The organism is Phenylobacterium sp. (genome assembly GCF_025934275.1).
Classification (GTDB): Bacteria; Pseudomonadota; Alphaproteobacteria; order Caulobacterales; family Caulobacteraceae; genus Phenylobacterium.
The window spans coordinates 1-18,475 of record NZ_JAICYI010000034.1 but is presented as its reverse complement, the minus strand read 5'-3'; the positions used below and the strand labels follow the sequence as shown (position 1 = coordinate 18,475).

17 protein-coding genes are annotated in these 18,475 nt (G+C 69.1%); 12 read left to right on the top strand and 5 right to left on the bottom strand.

Translation table 11 applies throughout. The features are described from left to right. The first annotated feature begins 8 nt into the window (after positions 1 to 8). From Q0W60_RS10275 to hemN, 9 genes are all read left to right on the top strand, one after another. The gene (locus tag Q0W60_RS10275) at positions 9 to 3,734 is read left to right on the top strand and encodes a nitrate reductase subunit alpha (protein ID WP_297695212.1); all 3,726 of its coding nucleotides are present in this window, start codon (positions 9 to 11) and stop codon (positions 3,732 to 3,734) included. Next, positions 3,735 to 5,261, top strand: coding sequence for a nitrate reductase subunit beta (narH, locus tag Q0W60_RS10270; RefSeq protein WP_297695210.1), 1,527 nt, complete (start codon positions 3,735 to 3,737; stop codon positions 5,259 to 5,261). After that, positions 5,261 to 5,974 carry a nitrate reductase molybdenum cofactor assembly chaperone gene (gene narJ, locus Q0W60_RS10265; protein WP_297695208.1) on the top strand — a complete coding sequence of 238 codons (714 nt, stop codon included), beginning with the start codon at positions 5,261 to 5,263 and terminating at the stop codon, positions 5,972 to 5,974. Before narH ends, narJ begins: the two co-directional genes overlap by 1 nt. Next, the gene (narI, locus tag Q0W60_RS10260) at positions 5,974 to 6,744 is read left to right on the top strand and encodes a respiratory nitrate reductase subunit gamma (RefSeq protein ID WP_297695206.1); all 771 of its coding nucleotides are present in this window, start codon (positions 5,974 to 5,976) and stop codon (positions 6,742 to 6,744) included. Before narJ ends, narI begins: the two co-directional genes overlap by 1 nt. Positions 6,745 to 6,747: 3 nt before the next feature. After that, positions 6,748 to 7,854 carry a peptidylprolyl isomerase gene (locus tag Q0W60_RS10255; RefSeq protein ID WP_297695204.1) on the top strand — a complete coding sequence of 369 codons (1,107 nt, stop codon included), beginning with the start codon at positions 6,748 to 6,750 and terminating at the stop codon, positions 7,852 to 7,854. A 2-nt stretch (positions 7,855 to 7,856) separates the two neighbouring features. After that, entirely contained in the window at positions 7,857 to 9,053 is a 1,197-nt protein-coding gene (locus Q0W60_RS10250) for an alginate export family protein (protein WP_297695202.1), read from the top strand. 13 nt (positions 9,054 to 9,066) lie between these two features. Beyond that, on the top strand, positions 9,067 to 9,618 hold the full coding sequence (locus Q0W60_RS10245) for a hemerythrin domain-containing protein (RefSeq protein WP_297695200.1): 552 nt from the start codon (positions 9,067 to 9,069) through the stop codon (positions 9,616 to 9,618). Then, complete coding sequence (locus tag Q0W60_RS10240; protein ID WP_297695198.1) at positions 9,615 to 10,205, top strand: molybdenum cofactor guanylyltransferase; 591 nt, start codon at positions 9,615 to 9,617, stop codon at positions 10,203 to 10,205. The genes Q0W60_RS10245 and Q0W60_RS10240 overlap by 4 nt, the downstream gene beginning before the upstream one ends. A 244-nt stretch (positions 10,206 to 10,449) precedes the next feature. Next, positions 10,450 to 11,826, top strand: coding sequence for an oxygen-independent coproporphyrinogen III oxidase (gene hemN, locus Q0W60_RS10235; RefSeq protein ID WP_297695197.1), 1,377 nt, complete (start codon positions 10,450 to 10,452; stop codon positions 11,824 to 11,826). A 39-nt stretch (positions 11,827 to 11,865) separates the two neighbouring features. On the opposite strand, the gene Q0W60_RS10230 is transcribed toward hemN, so the two are convergent. Together Q0W60_RS10230 and Q0W60_RS10225 are read right to left on the bottom strand one after the other, a co-directional pair. Next, entirely contained in the window at positions 11,866 to 12,243 is a 378-nt protein-coding gene (locus Q0W60_RS10230; RefSeq protein ID WP_297695195.1) for a response regulator, read from the bottom strand. Between the two features lie 66 nt (positions 12,244 to 12,309). Then, on the bottom strand, positions 12,310 to 12,963 hold the full coding sequence (locus Q0W60_RS10225; RefSeq protein ID WP_297695193.1) for a helix-turn-helix domain-containing protein: 654 nt from the start codon (positions 12,961 to 12,963) through the stop codon (positions 12,310 to 12,312). 149 nt (positions 12,964 to 13,112) lie between these two features. Between Q0W60_RS10225 and Q0W60_RS10220 the strand changes: the two genes are divergently transcribed. Next, positions 13,113 to 15,212, top strand: a complete 2,100-nt coding sequence (locus Q0W60_RS10220) for a tetratricopeptide repeat protein (protein ID WP_297695191.1) — start codon at positions 13,113 to 13,115, stop codon at positions 15,210 to 15,212. Positions 15,213 to 15,451: 239 nt separating this feature from the next. Beyond that, positions 15,452 to 15,694, top strand: a complete 243-nt coding sequence (locus tag Q0W60_RS10215) for a hypothetical protein (protein WP_297695189.1) — start codon at positions 15,452 to 15,454, stop codon at positions 15,692 to 15,694. Between the two features lie 27 nt (positions 15,695 to 15,721). Here Q0W60_RS10215 and Q0W60_RS10210 read toward each other — a convergent pair whose 3' ends face one another. From Q0W60_RS10210 to Q0W60_RS10200, 3 genes are all read right to left on the bottom strand, one after another. Continuing rightward, the gene (locus Q0W60_RS10210) at positions 15,722 to 15,964 is read right to left on the bottom strand and encodes a hypothetical protein (RefSeq protein ID WP_297695187.1); all 243 of its coding nucleotides are present in this window, start codon (positions 15,962 to 15,964) and stop codon (positions 15,722 to 15,724) included. Positions 15,965 to 16,093: 129 nt separating this feature from the next. Then, a complete protein-coding gene (locus Q0W60_RS10205; protein ID WP_297695185.1) occupies positions 16,094 to 16,657 on the bottom strand; it encodes a demethoxyubiquinone hydroxylase family protein in 564 nt (187 codons plus the stop codon). 60 nt (positions 16,658 to 16,717) lie between these two features. Continuing rightward, complete coding sequence (locus tag Q0W60_RS10200) at positions 16,718 to 17,284, bottom strand: DedA family protein (RefSeq protein WP_297695183.1); 567 nt, start codon at positions 17,282 to 17,284, stop codon at positions 16,718 to 16,720. 114 nt (positions 17,285 to 17,398) lie between these two features. Here Q0W60_RS10200 and hppD point away from each other — a divergent pair. Next, the coding region (gene hppD / locus Q0W60_RS10195) for a 4-hydroxyphenylpyruvate dioxygenase (RefSeq protein WP_297695181.1) at positions 17,399 to 18,475 on the top strand (1,077 nt) is incomplete at its 3' end.

Below are 18,475 nucleotides of genomic sequence, written 5' to 3'. Positions count from 1 at the left end.
CTGATCAGATGAGCAACACCCTCGACCGCCTGGCCTTCTTCACCCGGAAAACCGAGCTGTTCGCCGACGGTCACGGCGTGATGACCGACGACGACCGCGCCTGGGAGGAGGCCTACCGGTCGCGCTGGCAGCACGACAAGATCGTCCGCTCGACGCACGGCGTGAACTGCACGGGCTCCTGCTCGTGGAAGATCTACGTCAAGGGCGGCATCGTCACCTGGGAGACGCAACAGACCGACTATCCGCGCACTCGGCCCGAGCTGCCGAACCACGAGCCGCGCGGCTGTGCGCGCGGCGCGAGCTACAGCTGGTACCTCTATTCCGCCAACCGCGTGAAATACCCGCTGGTCCGCTCGCGGCTCCTGAAGCTGTGGCGCGAGAAGCGCGCGGCGATGACTCCGGTCGCGGCCTGGGCGGCGATCCAGGAGGATGCCGCGGCGCGTAAGTCCTACACGCAGGTGCGCGGCTCCGGCGGCTTCGTGCGCGCGCGCTGGGACGAGGTCACCGAGATGATCGGCGCGGCGAACGCCTACACGGTCAAGCGCTGGGGCCCGGACCGGGTGTTCGGCTTCTCGCCGATCCCGGCCATGTCGATGGTCTCCTATGCGGCGGGCGCACGCTATCTGCAGCTCTTGGGCGGGGTCTGCGGCTCGTTCTACGACTGGTACTGCGACCTGCCGCCCGCCTCGCCGCAGACCTGGGGCGAGCAGACCGACGTCGCCGAGAGCGCCGATTGGTACAACGCCGGCTTCCTGCTGCTCTGGGGCTCGAACGTCCCGCAGACGCGCACGCCGGACGCGCACTTCTATACCGAGGCCCGCTACCGCGGCGCCAAGTCGGTGGTGATCTGTCCGGACTACTCCGAGGCCTCGAAGTTCTCCGACCTGTGGATTTCCGTGAAGCAGGGCACGGACGCGGCGCTCGCCATGGCCTTCGGCCACGTGATCCTGAAGGAGTTCCACGTCGAGCGGCAGGTCCCCTATTTCCGGGATTACCTGCGCAAGTACTCGGACCTGCCGATGCTCGTCCGGCTGCTCCCGCAGGCAAACGGCTACGTCCCCGAGCGGCTGGTCCGGGCGGCCGACTTCAACGGCGACCTCGCCCAGAAGAACAATCCCGAATGGAAGACCGTCGCGGTCGACGAGGCCACCGGCGAGATCGTCGCGCCGAACGGCTCGATCGGCTTCCGCTGGGGCGAGGACGGCAAGTGGAACCTGGAGGAGCGCGACGCGACTGGCCGCGAGGTGACGCTGCGCCTGGGCCTGAAGGGCGCGCACGACGAGGTGGTCGCCGTCCGCTTCCCCTATTTCGGGGGCTCGGCCGCGAACGGCTTCGCTGCGACCGACCATCCGGACGTGCTGACCCGCAACGTGCCGGTGAAGCGGCTGAAGCTGAAGGACGACGAGGCGCTGGTCGCGTCAGTCTACGACCTGTTCCTCGCCAACTACGGCGTCGACCAGGGCTTCGGCGGCGAGCACATGCCGAAGAGCTTCGACGATCCGCAGCCCTATTCGCCGGCCTGGGCCGAGCTGATCACCACCGTGCCGCGCGCGCAGATCACGGCGGTGGCCCGCGGCTTTGCGATCAACGCGGAGAAAACCAACGGCCGCTCGATGGTGATCATCGGGGCGGCGATGAACCACTGGTTCCACATGGACATGAACTACCGCGGCGTCATCAATATGCTGGTGATGTGCGGCTGCGTGGGCCAGTCCGGCGGGGGCTGGAGCCACTACGTGGGCCAGGAGAAGCTGCGTCCGCAGACCGGCTGGACGCCTCTCGCGTTCGCTCTGGATTGGATGCGCCCGCCGCGGCAGCAGAACTCCACCTCCTTCTTCTACGCCCACACCGATCAGTACCGGTACGAGACCGTTTCGGCCGCCGAGATCCTCTCGCCCACCGCGCCGCAGGGTCCGTGGAACGCCTCGCTGATCGACTTCAACGTCAGGGCCGAGCGGATGGGCTGGCTGCCTTCCGCGCCGGCGCTGAAGACCAATCCGCTAGAGGTCGCCAAGGCCGCCGCGGCCGAAGGGGTCGATCCCAAGGTCTATGCCGTGCGCGAGCTGAAGGCCCGCAAGCTCGAGCTGAGCTGCATGGACCCGGACGATCCGGCCAACTGGCCGCGCAACATGTTCGTCTGGCGCTCGAACCTGCTGGGCTCGTCCGGCAAGGGCCACGAGTACTTCCTGAAGCACCTCCTGGGCGCCGCCCACGGGATCCAGGGCAAGGACCTGGGCGAAGCTGGGCGGCAGAAGCCCGCCGAGGTCGCCTGGCATGACGAGGCCCCGGAAGGGAAGCTCGACCTCCTGGTCACCCTCGATTTCCGAATGTCCACGACGGCCGTCTACTCCGACATCGTCCTGCCGACGGCCACCTGGTACGAGAAGAACGACCTCAACACCTCCGACATGCATCCCTTCATCCACCCGCTCTCGGCGGCCGTGGACCCGGCGTGGGAGACGAAGTCCGACTGGGAGATCTTCAAAGCTGTCGCCAAGGCGTTTTCGGAGGTCGCGCCCGAGGTGCTTGGCGTCGAGACGGACGTCGTCCTTACACCCATCCAGCATGACAGCGCAGGCGAGCTCGCCCAGCCGTTCGACGTGAAAGACTGGTTCTTGGGCGAGTGCGACCCGATCCCGGGCAGGACCATGCCCCAGATCACCGTCGTCGAGCGCGACTACCCCAACCTCTACAAGCGCTTCACCTCGCTCGGCCCGCTGATGTCCAAGCTGGGGAACGGCGGCAAGGGCATCGCCTGGAAGACCGAGCGCGAGGTGGATCTGCTCGCCCAGCTGAACGGACGGGTGAGCGAGCCCGGGGCGAGCGAAGGCCTGCCGAAGATCGAGACCGACATCGACGCCTGCGAGACCATCCTGACGCTCGCGCCGGAGACCAACGGCGAGGTGGCGGTGAGGGCCTGGGAGGCCCTGGAGACGCAGACCGGCCGCAAGCACGCCCACCTGGCCATGCCGAAGGAAGACGAGAAGATCCGCTTCCGCGACATCGTCGCCCAGCCCCGGAAGATCATCACCTCGCCCACCTGGTCCGGGATCGAGAGCGAGCACGTCTGCTACACGGCGGGCTACACCAACGTCCACGAGCTGATCCCCTGGCGGACGCTCACCGGCCGGCAACAGCTGTACCAGGACCACCTGTGGATGCGGGCCTTTGGCGAGGCGCTCTGCGTCTACAAGCCGCCGGTCGACACCAAGAGCACCTGGGTGAAGGGCGGCAATCCGAACGGCGAGAAAGAGATCGTCCTCAACTTCATCACCCCGCACCAGAAGTGGGGCATCCACTCCACCTATACCGACAACCTCCTGATGCTGACGCTGAACCGGGGCGGCCCGGTGGTCTGGATCTCGGAGACGGATGCGAAGAAGGCCGGCATCGCCGACAACGACTGGATCGAGCTCTTCAACGTCAACGGCGCGCTCACCGCCCGCGCAGTGGTCTCCCAGCGCATCCGCGAGGGGACGACCTTCATGTACCACGCGCAGGAAAAGATCGTGAACACGCCGGGCTCGGAGCTGACCGGCCAGCGCGGCGGCATCCATAACTCGGTCACCCGCACCGTGCTCAAGCCGACCCACATGATCGGCGGCTACGCCCAGCTCGCCTACGGCTTCAACTACTACGGCACCGTGGGGTCGAACCGGGATGAGTTCGTCGTCATCCGCAAGATGAGGAAAGTCGATTGGCTGGACGAGCCGGCGGCCAAGGAGTTCGCGTAAATGAAAGTCCGCGCCCAGATTGGGATGGTGTTGAACCTCGACAAGTGCATCGGGTGCCACACCTGCTCGGTCACCTGCAAGAACGTGTGGACCAACCGCAAGGGCGTTGAATACGCCTGGTTCAACAACGTAGAGACCAAGCCCGGCGTCGGCTATCCCAAGGAGTGGGAGAACCAGAAGCGCTGGAATGGCGGCTGGGTTCGCAAGGCCAACGGCAAGATCGAGCCCCGGATCGGGGCCAAGTGGCGGATCCTCGCGAAGATCTTCGCCAATCCCGACCTGCCCGAGATCGACGACTACTACGAGCCGTTCGACTTCGACTACGCGCACCTGCAGACCGCGCCGGAGATGAAAGCCTTCCCGACGGCGCGCCCGCGCTCGCAGATATCGGGCCAGCGGATGGAGAAGATCGAGTGGGGGCCGAACTGGGAGGAGATCCTGGGCGGCGAGTTCGCCAAGCGCTCCAAGGACCAGAACTTCGAAGGCGTCGAGGCCGAGATCTACGGCCAGTTCGAGAACACCTTCATGATGTACCTGCCGAGGCTGTGCGAGCACTGCCTCAACCCCGCGTGCGTGGCCGCCTGCCCGTCCGGGGCGATCTACAAGCGCGAGGAAGACGGCATCGTCCTCATCGACCAGGACAAGTGCCGCGGCTGGCGGATGTGCGTCTCAGCCTGCCCCTACAAGAAGATCTACTACAACTGGGAGAGCGGTAAGTCCGAGAAGTGCACCTTCTGCTTCCCGCGGATCGAGGTCGGCCAGCCCACGGTCTGCTCCGAGACCTGCGTCGGCCGCATCCGCTACCTGGGCGTCCTGCTCTACGACGCCGACCGCATCGAGGCGGCCGCCGCGGCCCCGGACGAGAAGGACCTCTATGAGGCCCAGCTCGACGTTTTCCTCGAACCGTTCGATCCAGCGGTGATCGCCCAGGCCCGCGCCGATGGCGTGCCCGAGGCCTGGCTGGAAGCCGCCCGCAAGAGCCCGGTCTACAAGATGGCGATCGACTGGAAGGTCGCCTTCCCGCTGCATCCGGAATACCGGACCCTGCCGATGGTCTGGTACGTGCCGCCGCTCTCGCCGATCCAGGCGGCGGCCTCGGCCGGAGTGCTGGAGATGGACGGCGAGATGCCGGACGTGGGCGCGCTCCGCATCCCCGTGCAGTACCTGGCGAACCTGCTCACCGCCGGCGACGAGGCGCCGGTCATCCAGGGCCTCGAACGCATGCTCGCGATGCGCGCCTACATGCGCGCAAAGACCATCGACGGGCGCATCGACCACAGGATCGCCGAGCGCGTCGGCCTCACCGCGGCGCAGGTCGACGAGATGTACCGCTATATGGCGATCGCCAACTACGAGGACCGCTTCGTCATCCCGACGACGCACCGCGAGACCGTCGAGGACGCCTACGATCTCAAGGGCGCCTGCGGCTTCTCGTTCGGCAACGGCTGCTCGGGCGGCACGACTGAGCTCGGCCTGTTCGGACCCAAGAAGCGCTCGCGCGCCAAGACCCCCGTGGAGGTCGCGTAATGACCCTGTCCTACCGCGCGCTGGCGCTGCTGCTCTCCTATCCGACCGAGGCGACGCGCGCGCTGCTGCCCGCCGCCTCCGAGGAGCTGGCCGACGACGCTCGCCTGCCCGGCCCGATCCGCCGGGCGCTCGCCAGGCTTTGCGAGGAGATCGCGGCCGCCGATCTCTACGAGGCGCAGGAGCGCTATGTCTGGCTGTTCGACCGCACCCGCTCGCTGTCGCTGAACCTCTATGAGCACGTGCACGGCGAAAGCCGCGACCGGGGTCAGGCGATGGTCGCGCTTCTGGAGCTCTATCGCTCCAAGGGCCTGGAGCTCTCGGCCAACGAGCTGCCCGACCACCTGCCCGTCTTCCTGGAGTTCCTCTCCACGCTGCCGGAGGCCGAAGCCGCCTCGCTGCTGGGCGAGGCCGCCCACGTGATCTCGGCTCTGGGCGAGCGGCTGCACAAGCGCGGCAGCGCCTACCGCGCGGTCTTCGGCGCGCTCACCGCACTGGCCGGCGATCCGGCCGACGCCGAGGCGCTGGCCGCCCTGATGAATGAGCCCGACGACAATCCCGATGACCTCGAAGCCATGGACAAGCTCTGGGCCGAGACCGCCGTCACCTTCGGCCCGTCGGACGTCGGCTGCCCCAGGGCCGAGGCCCTGGTGAACGCGATGAACGCGGGCCCCGCCCCCGCGCGACGCCGGCCGGCGGCGCAAGGAGCCGCGTGATGGACGCCAACCAAATCCTCTTCGGGGTCTATCCCTACATCGCGCTCTCGGTGCTTGTGATCGGCTCGATCGTGCGCTTCGACCGCGAGCCCTACACGTGGCGCTCCGGCTCCTCACAGCTGCTGCGCCGCAGGCAGCTCGTTCTCGGTTCGAACCTGTTCCACGTCGGGATGCTCGCCATTTTCGGCGGCCACTTCGTGGGCCTGCTCACGCCGGTCTGGGTATGGGATGCGCTGCACGTCGCCCACTCCGCCAAGCAGATGCTGGCGATGGTCGCAGGCGGCCTCGCGGGCCTGATGGCGCTCGCCGGCGGCGCGCTGCTGCTGCACAGGCGCCTGTTCGACGTCCGGATCCGCCGGAATTCGAGCTTCGGCGACACCGCGATCATCATCATCCTTATGGCGCAGCTCGTCCTCGGTCTTTCGACCATCCCGGTCTCCTTCCAGCACCGCGACGGGACCGAGATGCTGAAGTTCATGAACTGGGCGCAGGGCGTCTTCACGTTCCGGCCGCAGGTGGCTGACTACGTCGCCGACACCCAGTTCGTGTTCAAGGCGCACCTGACGCTGGGCATGACCATCCTGCTGGTCTTCCCGTTCACGCGGCTGATCCACATGCTCTCGGCGCCGGTCTGGTATCTCAACCGCCGCGGCTGGCAGCTGGTGCGCACCAAGCGCGCCCTGCCGCGCAAGCCCGAGCGACTCGCCCCCGTCTATCCGGCCGTCGCGGCGGCGTCCGCCGAAGCCGGCCGCCTCGAGGCCGCGGAGTAGCCCATGCGTACGGTCGTCATCGACGGAGTCGAGATCCCTGAAACCCTGATCGCCCAGGAGGCGCAGAACCACCCCGAGGCGACCGGCCGGGCCGCCTGGACGGCGGCGGGCCATGCGCTCGCGCTTCGCACCCTGCTCATCGCCCGCGCGCGCGAGCTGGGACTGGAGGCTGCGCCCGAGCGCGACGCCGATGGCCGCGAGGAGACGCCCGACGAGGCGTTGATCCGGGCGCTCCTGGACGCGGAGCTCGATGTCGCCGCGCCCACCGAGGCCGAATGCCGGCGGGTCTATGACGCCGATCCCACGCGGTTCCGCACGCCCCCGCTCTGCGAGGCCTCGCACATCCTGATCGAGGCCGCCGGCGGTGACGAGCGGTCGCTGGCCGCCGCCCGCGCGACCGCCGGACGGCTGATCGAGACGCTGGCGAGCGGGGGGGCGGCTTTCGCCGACCTCGCCCGCGCCCACTCGTCCTGTCCGTCGGCGGCGCTCGGCGGCTCGCTGGGCCAGCTCCGGCCCGGCGATCTCGTTCCGGAAGTCGAGGATGTGCTCGAGGTCCTGCAGCCCGGCGAAGTCTGCCCCGAGCCGGTGCTTTCCCGCTTCGGGTGGCACGTCCTGAAGCTCGACCGTCGGAGTCCCGGCCGCGAACTCCCGTTCGAGCTCGCCGAACCGCGGATCCGCGTGCACCTGGAAAGCCGCGCCTGGACCGCGGCGGCGGCCCGCTATGCGGCCGAACTCACGGCCGAGGCCCGCGCCCGGGGCGTGGCCCTGACGCTGACGCCGGAGGGGGTGGTGGCGCCAAGCACGTTCACGCTCGGCGATTTCCTCGCCGACGGCGCGGCGGCCCATCGGCTGGAGTCCTGGCTGACAGCCTCCGACGCCGACTTGGCCCGGCGCCTGGCGACGAGCGCCGAAGCCGCCGGCGAAAGCGTCGCCGACTTCGTCCAGGCCGCGCTGGCCGAATTCGTGGAGGAGGCCGACGACGAGCGCTGGACCAAGCTGATCTCGGCGGCGCGCGATGCGGAAGATCCTGCGCTCGCCTGCGTCGCGGCCGTGGTCCGCGCCAAGGTCGCCCCCGCCAAGCGCAGCTTCACCGTCGTCCGCAGGGTCTGAGCATGCGCCACGGAGCCGCCGCCTTCGCCGTCCTGCTGGTCGCCAGCGGCGCGCCGGCGGTCGCGGCGGCGGGGCCCGAGGACGGGCGCTGGATCCTCGACGCGCGGCTTCGGTCCGAGACGGTGAGCCAGGACGGCTTCGCCAAGGACGCCGAGGCGCTCACCCTTCGCACCCGGCTGGGCTACGAGACGCCGGTCTGGAACGGCTTCCGCGCGCTGGTCGAGGGCGAGGACGTCGCTGCGATCGTCGACCACTACAACAGCACCCGCAACGGCAAGACGGCCTATCCGACCGTCACCGATCCGGAGACCACGCAGCTCAACCGGGCCCAGGTCTCCTGGAGCGACGCGGACGCCGAGATCACCGTCGGGCGCCAGCGGATCATCCTCGGCAACGCCCGCTTCATCGGCAATTCCGGCTTCCGCCAGACCGAGCAGACCTTCGATGCGGCGCTGGCCCGGTATCGGCCCTCGAAGGACATCGCGGTCACCTACGGCTATCTCGACCGGGTGCATCGGGTCTCCACCGACGCCAGTCCGCAGGGCCAGTGGCGCAGCGACTCCCACCTGATCCAGCTCGACGCCCGCCTGCCGGAGGCGGCGCTAAGCGCCTACGGCTACCTGCTGGCCTTCCCCAACGCGCCCACCCAATCGAGCGCCACCTGGGGCGCGCGCTATTCCGGCGTCCATCCGATGCGGCCCGGATTCGCGCTCACCTACGAAGCCGAGTTCGCGCATCAGAGCGACTATCGGAACACGCCGTTCTCGTTCAACGCCGACTATCTGGACCTGGGCCTGGGTGTGAAGGCCAATGCCCCCTGGGCTGCGGTCGGCTATGAGCGCCTCGGCGGCGACGGCCGCCACGCCTTCCAGACGCCGCTCGCCACCCTTCACGCCTTCCAGGGCTGGGCCGACGTCTTCCTGACCACCCCGTCGGACGGGGTGCAGGACCTGTTCCTGAACGCCGGGACGACGGCGCCCGCCAACCTGCTCGGCAGGCCCCTCAAGCTGCAGGCTGTCGCCCACGACTTCCGCGCCGCGCACGGGAGCGCCCGCTACGGCCGCGAGCTCGACGCCCTGGCCTCAGCCCCGATCACGCCGCATCTCGCCGCCGAACTGAAAGCCGCCGTCTTCGACGGCGCCAGCCGGGCCTTCGCCGACCGGACGAAAGTCTGGGCGACGCTCGAGCTGAAGTACTGAAAGGAGCCGTCCGATGCCCGAGACGCTCACGACGATCACGGACATTCCCAAGACGCTGATCAAGCGCCCGCTCGACTGGTTCACCGCCGAGCACTATCGCCATCGCCAGTTCTGCGCCCTCATGCACGGCCTCTCCCGCGCGGTGCTGTTCGAGCCGGAGCCGATCGCCGCCGTCGTCGAGTTCCTGCGCCACGAGCTCGGCCGGCACCTTTCCGACGAGGAGGAGGATCTCTTTCCCCTGCTCCGCGCCCGCGCGCGGCCGGAGGACGAGGTGGAACAGGTGTTGGGTCGCCTGACCGCCGAGCACCGCGGGGACATGGCCCATGGCCATGGGCTTCGCCTGCACCTGGAGCGCTGCCTCGAGACCCACACCGCCCCGGGTCTCGATCCCGCCGCCGCCCTGGCGCTCGACGCCTTCGCGACCCAGGAGCTCCGGCACCTGGCGCTGGAAAACGCCGTGGTCCTGCCGCTCGCCAAGCTGCGGCTCAGCGCGAGGGACCTGAAGGCGCTCAGCCGACGGCTCGCCGCGCGACGCGGCCTGCAGCTCCAGCCGGAGGCGGCGTGATCACCCTCGCGGTCATCCTGGCGGGCGGCGAGGGTCGCCGGATGGGCGGCGGCAAGCCGCTGCGCCGGTTCGGCCGCACGACCCTGATCGGCCGGGCGCTCGATTTGGCGCACGGTTATGCCGAAAGGGTCGCCGTCGCCGTGCGCGATCCTGGCCAGCTGCCTGCTTGCGATGCGCCCCTGATCCTCGACATGCCAGGCGTGGAGGGGCCGCTGGGCGGTCTTGCCGCCGCCCTCGCGTACGGCCGCGAGATCGACGCGGAATGCGTGCTGACTTTGCCGTGCGACATGCCCGACCTGCCGGCCGACCTCGCCCGCCGCCTCGCAGCCGCGCTCATTGCGCAGTCGTCCGCCCGTGCGGCCATGGCGGCAAGCGAGGGCCAGCCCCATCCGGTCTGCGCGCTTTGGAGGATCGAGGCCAGGGACAGGCTTCCCGCCTATCTCGCGTCGAGTCGGCGCTCACTGCGCGGTTTCGCCGAAGCCTGCGGCGCGGTCACCGTAGCCTGGCCGACGAGCGCCCGCGACGCCTTCGCCAATGCCAACACGCCGGCGGAGCTCGCCGCCCTGCAGCCTGTGATCGCCGCCTGAGGCGCGAACGCAAACGGCGCCGGTGACGCCACCGGCGCCGTCCACGGCGCCTATGCCTCCTCATCGGGCCTCCCGGAGGGGAGAGGGGAGAACCCCGACGAGGCCCGATCACCCTGCACCGGTGAGGCTCCGCCTCACATGATCATTGGCAATCCCTGACCTGACGGGCGTCAGGCGCGGCTCGCCCGGCCCATGGCTTGATCTCGGCCATGACGGAACTCGCCCGCGGGCGCGACATCAGGACATGACCGCTACGCTCAGGATCCCGCTGCCACGCGACCAACTGATCGCCAAGTACGAGGGCTGCGCCCCGCGCTACACGAGCTATCCGACCGCCGTGCAGTTCACCGCCGCCGTCCAGGCCGGCCTCTATCGGCGCTGGCTGTCCGAGCTGCCGGTCGGCGAGCCGGTTTCGCTCTACGTCCACATCCCCTTCTGCTCCCGTCTTTGCTGGTACTGCGCCTGCAACACCCGGGCGGTGAACAGCCATGACGCCATCGGCGGCTACATGCGCCTGCTCACCCGCGAGATCGCCCTGTTGGCCGAGGCGCTGCCGGGTCGGATGGGCGCCCGGGCGCTGCATCTCGGCGGCGGAACGCCCAACATGCTCGACCCGGACGATCTGGACGTCCTGTTCGGCGCGCTGCGGAGCGCCTTCGCGTTCGAACCCGGCGTCGAGATCGCCGCCGAGCTCGATCCGGCGGTGCTCACCCGCTCTTGGGTGGAAGCCGCCGCACGCCACGGGCTCAATCGCGTGAGCCTCGGCGTGCAGAACCTCAGCCCGGAGGTGCAGACGGCGGTCAACCGGCCGGAGCGCTTCGAGGACCTCGCCGAGTGCGTCCGCTGGTTGCGGCTGGTCGGCATCGAGTCCGTGAACCTCGACCTGATGTACGGCCTGCCGCGCCAGACGACGGCCAACACCGTCTCCACGATCGAGGCGGTGCTGCGGCTGCAGCCGGAGCGGATCGCTCTGTTCGGCTATGCCCACGTGCCCTGGATGAAGCCGCACCAGAAGCTGCTCGACGAGGCGACGCTTCCCGGCCCCGCCGAGCGGCTCGACCAGTTCGGGGCCGCCACCGAGCGCTTGCGGCAGGCCGGCTATGTGAGGATCGGTCTGGACCATTTCGCCAAGCCGTCGGACGAGCTGGCCGTGGCGCTCCGCCAAGGTCGGCTGCATCGCAATTTCCAGGGCTACACGACGGACGCCGCGCGCACGCTCCTGGGCGTCGGCGCCTCGGCGATCGGATCCCTGCCGCAGGGCTTGGTCCAGAACGTGACCCAGGAGCTCGGCTGGCGCGCCGCCGTGGCCAGGGCCGAGCTGCCGATCGCCCGCGGCGTCGCGCTGACCGACGAGGATCGGTTCCGCAGCGAGATCATCGAACGGCTGATGTGCGACCTCGCCATCGACTTGGAGGCGGTCTGCGCGCGCCATGGCCGTAAACTCGCCGAGCTGGCCGCCGAGCTCGCTTGCCTGCAGCCCTTCGCCGATGACGGGCTCGTTCGGATCGACGGGGCTCGTCTGGCGGTGACGCAAGCGGGCCGGTTCCTGGTGCGGTCGGTCTGTGCGGTGTTCGACGCCTATCTCGCGCCCGAGGCGCAGCGTCACGCCAAGGCCATCTAGCGGAAGCCGGTCATCTTCCTGGGCGAGGGACCAGCGCCCTCAGCCGTCCAGCGCGCGATGGATGTCGTGCACCAGGGTGTCGCCGAGAAGCGGCTTCTCCACGATGGGCACGCCCGCCTTCTCGGCCGCTTCGATGACCGCGCGGGGCGGATGGCTGGTGATCAGTATGGCCGGCGAGTCATTGCGCCGCGCGCGAAGCTCGTCCAGCGCCTCGAGTCCGGTGATGCCGGGCAGCTTCTGGTCGAGCACGAGGCAGGTGGGACGGTCGGGGAGCTGGCGCATCAGAAGCGCCTCGCCACTCTCGAAGGCCTCGACGTCGAAGCCGTCGAGCTCCAGCGAGAAGGTGAGCGACCCACGCACGGCGGGATCGTCGTCGACGACTACGATCAGCGGACGGGTGAGGCGAGGGGGAATCACGGCGACTCCTGAGCCCATACGAAACGTGGCGCGCAGACCTTGGGTTTGATCCAGATCAAGACAGCTCTAGGCCGCGAGCCGCTCGAGCACGTCCCACCTGCGCACGCGGAACTGCCGGCAACTCGCAAATTCGACCACCTGCGAGCCCTGAAGTTGCGTGAGCATGCGCGAGACCGTCTCGATGGTGAGGCCGAGATAGTCGGCGATGTCCTGACGGCCCATCGGCAGATCGATCGCCTCGTTCGGTCCCTGCTGCGCCAGGTCCATCAGGAAGCTCGCCACCTTCTCGCAGGCGGTCTTGCGGCCCAGCAGCAGGATATGGTCCTGCGCCCGCTCCAGATCGCGGCAAGTGGCTTCCCAGATCGCGCGGTCCAGCTCGCCCTCGTCCGCCTGCGCCCGCAGGGACGAGCGCTTCACCACCTGGATGGCGCAGTCGCAGAGCGCCTCGGCCGAATAGCGATGCAACGCGCCGACCTCGAGGCCGAACAGGTCGCCCGCCTGATAGAAATCGCCGACCTGACGCCGGCCGTCGGACAGCAGCCGCATCGTGCGGACCACGCCTGAGACGACACGGTAGATCAGGTCCGCATCCTCTTCCTGGGCGTAGATCTCCTCGTCCTTGGCGAAGTTCATCCGCACGCCCAGGCGGTCCATGACCTCGGCGAGACTTGCGGACTTGATCTGGGTGCGGACGTCTTCAAAGGGGTAGGCCAGGGTCATCGGATGGCTCCAATTCGACCACCTATGCCTACGTGCGGCAGCCCTCCCGGAAAATTCGGGTCTACTCCTTATGGGGTTCTACGTACGTGGGGCATGATGTCGGAGTCCGGTGAGCGATTGTATGGCCCAAGATGACAGGGAAGGCGCCTGTGACATCTCCTGCCGCAGCCCTTGAGCGGGGTCGTGCGCTCGTCAGGGCCGGGCGTCTCGACGAAGCCGCCAGGACCGCCGCAGCGGCCCTCGAAGCGCATCCGGATTGCTTCGAGATGTGGAACCTGCAGTCGGTCCTCCATCGGCAGATGCAGCGACCCGAGGAGGCTCTGGTCGCCGCCGAGCGGGCGATCGCGCTGGCCCCCCACTACGCCGCGGCGCGGGTCAACCGTGGGATGGCGTTGCGCAGCCTGCATCGACCGATCGAGGCCGTGGAGGAGCTACGCGCCGCGACGCGGTGCGATCGCAATCTCGCGGCGGCTTGGTTGACGCTCGCCGAGCTGCTGGCGGAGCACGCCGACGTCGACGACGCGGCAGCCGCCCTCGACGAGGCGATAGCCATCAATCCTGACAACCTGGCGCTGCTCGAGGGAAAGGCGGTCCTGTTGCGCACTTCGGCGTCCCCACAGCGGGCCGAGGAATTTCTCCGCAGCCTGGAGGGGCGCTTTCCGGACGTGGCGTGGCTCCAGTTCTACCTGGGCGACCTGGTGGCGGCCCATGACCCCGAGGCGGGCCAGCGCCGTCTTCGCCGCGCCTGCGAGCTCGAGCCGGCCGCGGCGGCGCCGAGGCTGGCGCTCATCCAGCACCTGCTTTGGACGTCCGGCGACAAGGAGGGCGCTGCGCTGGACGAAGCCTGCGCGCTGGCGGCGCGCCTGCCGGCCACGACGGCCATGGCGCCGGCCGAAAACAAGGTGTTGCGCGACCTCTACAGCCGGGTCTGCGCCTTCGAAGCGATGGACCGATTGGGCGACTTCCGGACCCTCGGTCGGAGCTGGGCGGCGGCCGGGTTGCACACGGCCCTCTTCCGCCACCTGGCGCGGGTCGCCTCCGATGCGGATCGGCGCGAACTGCTCGAACAGCATCGCATCGCCGCGGACCGGCTGGCCGCCAAGGCGCGGACCAAGGCCCAGCGCGTCGCCGAACCGCGCGCCCGTTCCTCACCGCTTCGCCTGGGCTTTCTCTCGTCCGATCTTCGACGCCATCCCGTCGGATATTTCGTGGAGCCGCTGTTTCGCCACCTCGATCCCGCCCGCTTCGAGATCTTCTGCTACGGGTTCGACAACCGCCCTTCGGACAGCCTGCAGAGCTTCTTCCGGTCCCGCGCCACAGTGTTCCGCCGCATGCCGGAGGCCACCAGCCAGGAGGCCGCTCAGGCGATCGCAGACGACCGCCTGGATGTGCTGATCGAGCTCGGCGGATCCACGCAGGGCAACCGCCTCGACGTGCTCGCCTATCGACCGGCGCCGCGCCAGCTGAGCTGGTTGGGCTATCCGCATTCGGCCGGCCTTGCCGAGATCGACGGACTGATCTGCGACCCTTGGAACCTGCCGCCCGACCGGACGATGCTCCTGGAGCGCCCTTGGGTGCTGCCGCGGAGCTGGATCGCACTGGGACGCTCCACGTTCAGCGAGGCCGAGGCGATCGACGCCGAACCTGCGGAAGCGCGAAGCGGTGCGGTGACCTTCGGGACGGCCAACAACCCGTACAAGTACACCGGGACAGTCCTTCGAACCTGGGCCGCGATCACCGCCGCCGTTCCCGATGCGCGTTTCGCGTTCATTCGTCCGGAGGGCGGCTCGGCCGTCTTCCGGGCGAACGTCCATCGGATCTTCGAGGCGGCTGGCGTTTCCCCTGAACGGGTGGTCTTTCACGCGGTCCGCGGCGGTCATCTGCGTTGGTACGACGAAATCGACATCGCGCTGGACACCTTCCCCCTGACCGGTGGGACGACCACGGTCGAGGCGCTTTGGATGGGGGCGCCGGTCGTCAGCCTCAAGGGCCCCGCGTTCTTCGAACGTCTCAGCTGGTCGATCCTGGCCAACCTGGGGCTTCAGGAGCCTGTCGCGGACGACCTCGAGTCCTACCACGCAATCGCCGTCGATCTGGCGATGGATCGGACGCGACGCGCCGAACTGCATGCCGGCTTGCGGGCTCGGATGAAGGCCAGCCCGCTCGGCGACGCTGCAGGGTTCGCCCGCGACTTCTTCGATCTCATCGAGCGCGTCGTCCGTGAGGAGACGGCTGTCGCCACCGCCTAGAGGCCGGCAGGCTGGTTGGGTTAGCAGGCCGAAACCCTGTTGGTGCACGCGTCCGAAAGGCCGCGCCGGTTAGTTACCCGCGTCTGCCATTGATCAGACCCATGGCCGGCGCTCCGCATGGCGTTCCCCCCGTTCCCTCGCCGTGCGGAGCGCCTTCCAGGAACGAGGGCGACCTCGGCGCGCGAGGCCCCAGCGGTCGCCCGCATCTCGCCGCCGCCCGCATCCGGATCGAGCCCGCCATGTCCTATCCATCTGCGGACGAAGACGCCGGCGGCGCCGAAACCGGGCCGCGGCTGCAATCGCAGATGACGGAGGTCGAAGGCGCCCCCGCGATCCGGCTCCGGGCTGCGGGCGCGCCGGCCTGGGACAGCGGCGTCTTGGTGGTGCTCAGCCTGCGGCTGCTTCGGCGGCTGCTGAGGTTCGCGCACGCGGTGCGGCCGCGCCGGCGCAGGCCTCGCAGCCGGCTGGACATCCGGGTCTGACTCCCCCGCTCAGGCGGGAGGGCGGGCTCACGCCGCCGCTGCGGTCCGCGGGGCCGGCGGGTCCTGGATAGCGCTCGCCGCCAGCAGGCGACGGGCCGCCTCGGCCGGCGCGAGCTCGATGAGCAGGCTCATCGAGGATTCGCCCTGCAGGCCGGTGGTGATCAGCTGCGTGCGCCGGTCGCCCAGGTCGATCAGGCAGACCACCTGGCTCGGGTTCACGAAGACGCTGCGCCCGCCAGCGCCCGCCAGAGGCATAGGGATCAGTTTCATCGGGCTCTCCACCGCTCCGATCAATCTCCGCTCGGCGCCTGGAAAAGCCCTGAAGGAAGATGGTTTCGGCGCCTTAACGGTCGGGAGATGCGCCCTGCGCCTGCGCTCCGACGGCTCGGCGGCGGCGCGTCAGATCTTCTCGCTGATCTTGATGGCGGCGCGGCAGCCGGTGCGGATCACGGCCGACAGCAGCCCATAGCCGGGGGCCTCGCGCGCGCCTTCCTCCAGCGCGAGGTCGCGGTGCGCCAACTCCTCGTCGCGGAACCTCGCGAGCTCGGCCGCGAGGGCGGGCTCGCGCTCGCCGATCTCCGCGATCTGGCCGGCGTAGTGCTGCTCGATGACGGTTTCCACCGCCTCGGTGCAGGCGTGGGCGGCCTTCTCGCCCAGCAGGGCGGTTCCGGCGCCCAGAGCGAAGCCCGCCATCCGCCAGAGCGGCGCCAGGGCCGTGGGGCGCACGCGTTGCTCGGTCAGCAACCGGTCGAAGCGAGCCAGGTGCTCGGCCTCGTGCGCCTCGAGCTCGGCGAGCTGGCCGGCGATCCGCTCCCGGCCCGGCGCCTCGGCCAGCACGGCCCGCTGGCCGCGGTAGATGTGCACGGCGCCCAACTCCCCCGCATGGTCGACGCGCAGGATCTCGGCCAGGCGCGCGCCCATGGCGCCTCCCCCGGGCCGGGGTGGAATGGGCTTCTCGGTCATCGCCTCGATCTTTATCTCCAAGCGGCCACCGCCCTCAATCCGGCGCGCCCGCCCCTGGGCTCAGTGCAAGTACCTCAGCGCCAGCACCACCAGCACCACCGCGACGCCGACCAGGGTGGCGATCAGCGCGAGACGCTTTTCGACGAACGCCTGGATTGGTGCGCCGTAGCGCTTCAGGAGCGCGGCTTCCAGGCCGTAGCGAACGCCACGGACGGCGATCGAGACGCCGATGAACAGGGGGAAGCTCACGCCCAACAGCCCGCACGTGATCGCGGTGATCTTGTAGGGTATGGGGGTGGCGATCATCGCGGCCAGCCACGGACCGGCGGCGTCGCGGATCTGATCCATCATGTTGGCATGGCCGGTCAGCGACAGCAGCCAGCGGCCGAGCGGCCGCAGGAAATGGCCCACCGCATAGCCGACCGATCCGCCGAGGATCGAGCAGACCGTGGTCAGTCCCGCGAACCGCAGCGCCTTGTCCCGGTTCGCCAGCGCCACCGGCATCAGCAGCACGTCGGCCGGCACCGGGAAGAAGATGCCCTCGATGAAGGCGACGAATCCCAGCGCCAGGCCCGCATGGCGGGAGCCGGCCAGGCTCATGACCCAGTCGTATGTCTTGCGCAGCATCGGCGATCCGGCGGGGAGGTTCGGGCGTTCAGCTAGCAGCCAAGGGGGCGCTTGTCTCGCCGCTATCGCGAATTAGTTTCAGATGATACCAACTGGCCCACGGGAGTTAAGGCCATGAACATCGAAGCCAAGCCGCAGAGCCGCGACCTGTTCGACAATCCGCTGGGCACCGACGGGTTCGAATTCGTCGAGTTCACCTCGCCCGAGCCGGAGCGGTTGAGGGGCCTGTTCGAGCTGATGGGGTTCACCGCCACCGCCAGGCACCGCTCGAAGAACGTGCTCCGCTTCCAGCAGGGCGACATCAATTTCATCCTCAACATGGAGCCGTCCGGCCAGCCGGCGGCGTTCCGCGAGGCGCATGGCCCCTCGGCCAACGCCATGGCGTTCCGCGTCAGGGACGCCGCCCAGGCGTTCCGGCTGGCGGTCGAGCGCGGCGCCAAGCCGGTGACCGGACCCGTGGGCCCCATGGAGCTCAACATCCCGGCGATCGAGGGGATCGGCGGATCGAACCTGTACCTCGTCGACCGGTATGGCGCGCAGGAGATCTATGACGTCGACTTCGTGCCGATTCCCGGCGCCGCGGAGGCCCGGGCCGGCGCCGCCATGGGCCTGACCTACATCGATCACCTGACCCACAACGTCCATCGCGGCCGCATGGCGGCCTGGGCCGAGTTCTACGAGGGGATCTTCAATTTCCGGGAGATCCGCTACTTCGACATCGAGGGCCAGCAGACCGGTCTGTTCTCCAAGGCCATGACCAGCCCGTGCGGCAAGATCCGCATCCCGCTCAACGAGAGCCAGGACGAGCACTCGCAGATCGAGGAATTCCTCCGCGAGTACGGCGGCGAGGGCATCCAGCACGTGGCGCTCGGGACCGGCGACATCTTCGCCTCCGTCGAGCGGATGCGCGACAACGGCGTCGCCTTCCAGGACACGCCCGACACCTATTACGAGCAGCTGGAGGCGCGCGTGCCGGGCCACGGCGAGAACCTGCAGCGCCTGCGGGCCGACAAGATCCTGCTGGACGGGGCGCCGAGCGAAGGGCAGGGGCTGCTGCTGCAGATCTTCACCGAGAACATGATCGGGCCGATCTTCTTCGAGCTGATCCAGCGCAAGGGAAACGAGGGATTCGGCGAAGGCAACTTCAAGGCCCTGTTCGAGTCGATCGAGCTCGACCAGATCCGACGCGGG

Excerpts from the sequence above, each read along its gene's own strand:
- Q0W60_RS10275 (WP_297695212.1), top strand. The coding sequence starts at position 9 with ATGAGCAACACCCTCGACCGCCTGGCCTTCTTCACCCGGAAAACCGAG.
- narH (WP_297695210.1), top strand. The coding sequence starts at position 3,735 with ATGAAAGTCCGCGCCCAGATTGGGATGGTGTTGAACCTCGACAAGTGC.
- narJ (WP_297695208.1), top strand. The coding sequence starts at position 5,261 with ATGACCCTGTCCTACCGCGCGCTGGCGCTGCTGCTCTCCTATCCGACC.
- narI (WP_297695206.1), top strand. The coding sequence starts at position 5,974 with ATGGACGCCAACCAAATCCTCTTCGGGGTCTATCCCTACATCGCGCTC.
- Q0W60_RS10255 (WP_297695204.1), top strand. The coding sequence starts at position 6,748 with ATGCGTACGGTCGTCATCGACGGAGTCGAGATCCCTGAAACCCTGATC.
- Q0W60_RS10250 (WP_297695202.1), top strand. The coding sequence starts at position 7,857 with ATGCGCCACGGAGCCGCCGCCTTCGCCGTCCTGCTGGTCGCCAGCGGC.
- Q0W60_RS10245 (WP_297695200.1), top strand. The coding sequence starts at position 9,067 with ATGCCCGAGACGCTCACGACGATCACGGACATTCCCAAGACGCTGATC.
- hemN (WP_297695197.1), top strand. The coding sequence starts at position 10,450 with ATGACCGCTACGCTCAGGATCCCGCTGCCACGCGACCAACTGATCGCC.
- Q0W60_RS10225 (WP_297695193.1), bottom strand. The coding sequence starts at position 12,963 with ATGACCCTGGCCTACCCCTTTGAAGACGTCCGCACCCAGATCAAGTCC.
- Q0W60_RS10215 (WP_297695189.1), top strand. The coding sequence starts at position 15,452 with ATGTCCTATCCATCTGCGGACGAAGACGCCGGCGGCGCCGAAACCGGG.
- Q0W60_RS10210 (WP_297695187.1), bottom strand. The coding sequence starts at position 15,964 with ATGAAACTGATCCCTATGCCTCTGGCGGGCGCTGGCGGGCGCAGCGTC.
- Q0W60_RS10205 (WP_297695185.1), bottom strand. The coding sequence starts at position 16,657 with ATGACCGAGAAGCCCATTCCACCCCGGCCCGGGGGAGGCGCCATGGGC.
- Q0W60_RS10200 (WP_297695183.1), bottom strand. The coding sequence starts at position 17,284 with ATGCTGCGCAAGACATACGACTGGGTCATGAGCCTGGCCGGCTCCCGC.